This window comes from Thermoplasmata archaeon (assembly GCA_035632695.1).
GTDB lineage: Archaea > Thermoplasmatota > Thermoplasmata > RBG-16-68-12 > RBG-16-68-12 > RBG-16-68-12.
In genome coordinates, this window is the sequence record DASQGG010000072.1 from 1 (window position 1) to 4,656 (window position 4,656).

General features: G+C 67.1%; 4 protein-coding genes. All 4 read right to left on the bottom strand.

The window, feature by feature from the left end:
* Positions 1–165: 165 nt before the first annotated feature.
* Entirely contained in the window at positions 166–1,311 is a 1,146-nt protein-coding gene (locus tag VEY12_05530) for a 4Fe-4S dicluster domain-containing protein (GenBank protein ID HYM39590.1), read from the bottom strand.
* 55 nt (positions 1,312–1,366) lie between these two features.
* The gene (locus tag VEY12_05535; GenBank protein HYM39591.1) at positions 1,367–1,660 is read right to left on the bottom strand and encodes a hypothetical protein; all 294 of its coding nucleotides are present in this window, start codon (positions 1,658–1,660) and stop codon (positions 1,367–1,369) included.
* Positions 1,657–3,408, bottom strand: coding sequence for a CoB--CoM heterodisulfide reductase iron-sulfur subunit A family protein (locus tag VEY12_05540; GenBank protein HYM39592.1), 1,752 nt, complete (start codon positions 3,406–3,408; stop codon positions 1,657–1,659). The genes VEY12_05535 and VEY12_05540 overlap by 4 nt, the downstream gene beginning before the upstream one ends.
* Positions 3,396–4,656, bottom strand: a 1,261-nt coding sequence (locus VEY12_05545; GenBank protein ID HYM39593.1) for a 4Fe-4S binding protein, incomplete at its 5' end; no start/stop codon positions are given. The genes VEY12_05545 and VEY12_05540, both read right to left, overlap by 13 nt.

Here is a 4,656-nt window from a genome sequence, read left to right on the forward strand (position 1 = left end):
GCTCTCCGCGGAGCGGAAACGTTCCGGGATCGGCATGGAACCCACGGGAAGGCTATCCACGAACCGCGGCTTATCCCTTGCCCATCTTCGGGGCCACGACATGGGGCTGGCGCGGGCGAGAACGCGGGCACGTTTCCCGCCGCCAGATCATGGAATCCCCAGACGTCATGAGATCTGGCCGTAGACCCGGCTCAGCCAAAGCGCGACGGGTCGGTACACCACGTGGGCGAACTTCGTGAACGGAAGGAGCACGAGCAGGTCGAACACGACGACCAGGTGGAAGAGCATGAACGCGTAGGCCCAGAAGGGAAGGCCGGCGTACTGCGCGATGTCCACGAGGAAACCCCCGAGCCCCGCAAGGAACAGAAAGAGAATGAACGTCCAGTCCATGAACGTGGACCGCGAGGTGTAGCGGTCTGCCTTCCGGACGCGCCGCACGATCATCATGGCGGTCCCGTAGAGGAGCAACGCTCCGCTCACGATCCCCAAGAGGCGCACGGGCTCCCAGGGCGGCACGAGGCCCCCGTGGATGGGCAGCGCGACGAAGCGCAGGATCGTGGCCAGGAGCAATCCGAGGAAGCCCCAGAAGACCGCGAGGTGGCCAAACCAGCGGGTGTGCCACCACCGCTTCGCATGGTTCTCGGCGGCGCAGGTCTGGGTCCGCCGCTGGACGAGGACGTCGCGCAACGTGGGGACGGTCGTCTGGGCCCGGGGCACGGTGTCCGCGGCCACGCCCGACGCCGGCGCCTCCTCGTGGCGGGGGGCCGCGCGCGCCATCGAGCGCCACAGGCGTAGCACACCGACCAGGGCCGTCCCGAGAGCGACGACGCCGACCGCGATGCCGATGATCTCCACGCCCTGCTCCGGCAGGAAGCCGAACAAGGCGACCGAGGTCAAGTCCGCGGGTCGCTGGATGAGCGCCAGGATGCCCATGAGGAGGAGCGATAGGGCCGCGAGGAAGGACGCGGCGAACGCACGCGAGGTCAGGAGGCGGTGCGTGAAGGCGGGCACTCCGAGCTCCGCGATTTCGTACTTCCGGAGGGCGATCATGAACTCGGAGGGCTTCGCGTCCCGCGGGCACGTGTCCGTGCACTCGCCGCAGGACTCGCAGAGCCAGACGTCCGGTCGGCCGACGAGCTTGTCCCTGAGCCCGAGCTGGGCGTAGTGGATCAGCTTGCGCGGGAAGCTCGTGGTGGGCGTCGACAGCGGACAGGCCACGGTGCAGGTGCCGCAGCTGAAGCAGGCCGTGACGTCAAACGCTCCGTACCGCCGGATCGTGGCCATGAGGCCGGGGTCCGCCATGGAGGTCATCGACGAATCACCTCCGAAAAAGGAGGAGAGGACGACGAACGACGATCGGTCATCGTCATCGCCCCTCCTTGGTGGTAATCGCGTAGCGGTAGAACCCATCGGGAGTCTTGTCCAAGGGCTTCAGGAGCTTGTCTCGGCAGAAACTCATCACGTACCAGACGACAAGGCGGGACGGCAGGGCCGTCGCCGCCACGAGCTCGGGGATCGTGCGAGGTCCGACCTTCAGGGCACCCAGAATCTTGGAGGTCTCCACCGCCTGGCGCTTCCGGAGCGTCCGGAGGGCCTCGGACGGCGTCGCCCCGGTCTTCTCCCGGTAGGCTTTCATCGTGTTGCCCGAGACGACGCTCATGTTCCCCTCCCGAGGGCGGCGATCATGGATCGGATCTGGTCGTTCGAGAATCCCTTGAGCTGGATGGCTTCCGTGGGGCAGACCGCGACGCAGGCCCCGCATCCCTTGCACCGGGTCGCGTCGACCATGGTGTGGCGCCCGCCATCGGTTTCGCGGACCTCGATGGCCCCGTAGGGGCAGGCGGAGACGCACGTCTGCGAGAGGTTGCACCGGCTCGCGTCCACGCTTGCCACGAACGGTTCGAGCTCCAGCTCGCCCCGGAGGGCGAACGCCGCGGCCTTCGCCGCCATCGCGGAGCCCGACTCGACGGCCTCGCCGAGGTCCTTGGGTCCCTGCGCGGTTCCCCCGATGTAGAGGCCCGAGATGTTCGTCTCGACGGGACGGAGCTTCGGGTGGACCTCCTGGTAGAAGCCGTCCTTGCCCAGGGGCAGCTTAAGGATGCCTTCGAGGTCCTTGTTCTCGCGCGGCACGAGGCCCGTGACGAGCACAACCAGATCCACGGGGATCTCGACCAGCTCCCCGTCGATGAGCTGGTCCTTCACAGACACGACAATCCCGCTGCCGGCCTCGGTGACGCTCGGGGGCTCCTCCCCATTGAAGCGGATGAACACGACGCCCTTGCGGCTCGCGTCCTCGTACATGAGCTCGTTCTTGCCGTACGTCCTCATGTCCCGGTACAGGTGGTAGACCGTGAGGTCTGGATGATCGCGGAGTATGGAGAGCGTCGTGGAGACGGTCGCGTTGCAGCAGTAGCGGGAGCAGTACTCGTTGGCCGTCCCTCCATCGGTCGGAACCTGGCGGCTCCCCACGCAGTAGATGAACGCGAGGCGCCGGACCCGTTTCCCATGGATGATGAGGTCGCCGGACGCGCTCCGCTCCTCGAGCCGAAGGAATTCAGGGAGCGTGACGACGTTCGCGAGGCGGTCGTACCCGTAGTCGCCCGCCTTCGGGACGTAGGTGTCCGAGCCTGTGGCGACGAGGATGGCTCCCACGGTCACCGTGAACCGTGCGGGGGGCGCGTCATGCGCGGCCAGCTCCGCGGGGTTGACCACGAACGTGGCCTCGAAGCTGCCCACGTGGCCGGTAACCCGTTCGAGGATCGCGTTCGTGAACGTCGTGGCCCTGTCGTTCTGGCGGAGCTCGTCCAAGAGACCCCGGACCACGTCCCCGCCGGAGCGACCGTAAGGGTAGACGGATGGCAGCTCCAAGGTCCTCCCGCCGAGCGACGGCGACTTTTCCAACAGGACGACCCCGACCCCCATGGAGGTCAGGTCGATCGCGGCCTTGAGTCCCGCGACGCCACCCCCGATGACGAGCACCTTGGGGATGAACTCGGCCTTCGTGCGGGCCAGCGGCTCGGCCAAGCGGGCGTACGCGACGGCGGCACGCACGTGGCGGATCGCCTTCGCCGTGGCGCCCTCGTGGTCGTCCGAGTGAGCCCATGAGGCCTGCTCGCGGATGTTCGCGTGGTAGTACTGGTACGGGTTCAGACCGGCTCGTTCCACAACGCCCCGGAAGGTGAGCTCGTGGAGTTTCGGAGAGCACGAGGCGACCACGATGCGGTCCAGCTTCTGGGCGTTCACGTCCTCGATCATCTCTTTCTGTGAGGAATCCGCACACGCGAAGGTGACGTCTCGGGCCAGGACGACATCGGGCTCTCCCTTCGCGGCGTCGACGACTTTCTGGACGTCCACCGTGTCGGAGATGTTGCCGCCGCAGTGGCACACGTACACGCCTATGCGGGGCATGTCACCACGCTCCCGCACCCCGCCTTCTCACGCCGCATGTGGATCAAGTACCCGGCGCATTCGGAGGCCGCGGCCGCGGCATCGACGATCGAGTCGGGGATGTCCTTCGGCCCCGAGGCCGTTCCTGCGACGAACACGCCGCCGACGCTCGTGCGCGTCGGGTGGCAGTTCTCGTCCGCGGACTGGACCCAGCCGCCCTCGCCGAGTTCCAGCTCCTCGCCCGTCAGGATGTGGCCTGCCTCAGGGTTCGGAAGCAGGCCGACGGCGAGGACCGCGAGGTCGTGAGTCGCCTGGCGAACGCCCCCGCCCGCCTCCGTGTCCTCGTACCAGAGGGTGACATCTCCGTGCGCCGCGGGCGTGATCTTGGCGATCTTCCCGCGGACGAACTTCACGCCCATGCTCCGGGCCTGCTGGTAGAACTCCTCGAAGCCCTTGCCATACGCGCGGATGTCCATGTAGTAGATCGTGACGTCGGCCATCGGAAGAGCGCCTAAGATGAGCTGGGCCTGCTTGATGGAGAACATGCAGCAGACCCGGGAGCACTGCGGATTGCCAACGGTGTGGTCCCGCGATCCCGTGCACAAGACGTAGGCGATGTTCCCCGGCTCCTTGCCGTCCGAGGGACGCAGGACGCAGTGGTACGGTCGGGTCGGCCCGAGGAGGCGCTCCATCTGCATCGCGGTGACCACGTTGGGGTTCTCGCCGAAGCGGTACTCCTTCTTGCGTTCCGCCTCGAAGAGACGGAAGCCCGTGGCCAGGACGACGCTCGCCACGCGCACATGGTGAACCCGCGGCACCTGAAGGAAGTTGACCGCATGGGCGGGGCAAGCCCGCTCGCACTGCCCGCAGAGAATGCAGTTCTCCAGGTCGATCACCGCGGTCTTCGGCACGGCGGTGTCGAACGGGATGTAGGCCGCCTTCCGACCGATAAGGTCGTAGTCGAACTCCTTCGGCACGAGGACCGGGCAGGCGTCCGCGCACTGCCCGCAGCTCGTGCAGAGCGACGCGTCGACGTAGCGGGGCTTCTCCACGATCGTGGCCTCGAAGTCCCCCTCACCGCCTTTCGCCACACCCTGGACCTCCGCGTAGGTCAGGAGGGTGATGTTGGGATGGTGGGCGGCGGCGGCCATCTTGGGCGTCGAGATGCAGCTCGCGCAGTCAAGCGACGGGAAGACCTTGCTGAGGAGGATCATCTTGCCGCCGACGCTCGGCTGCTTCTCGACGAGGAGCACCCGGAAGCCCATGTCC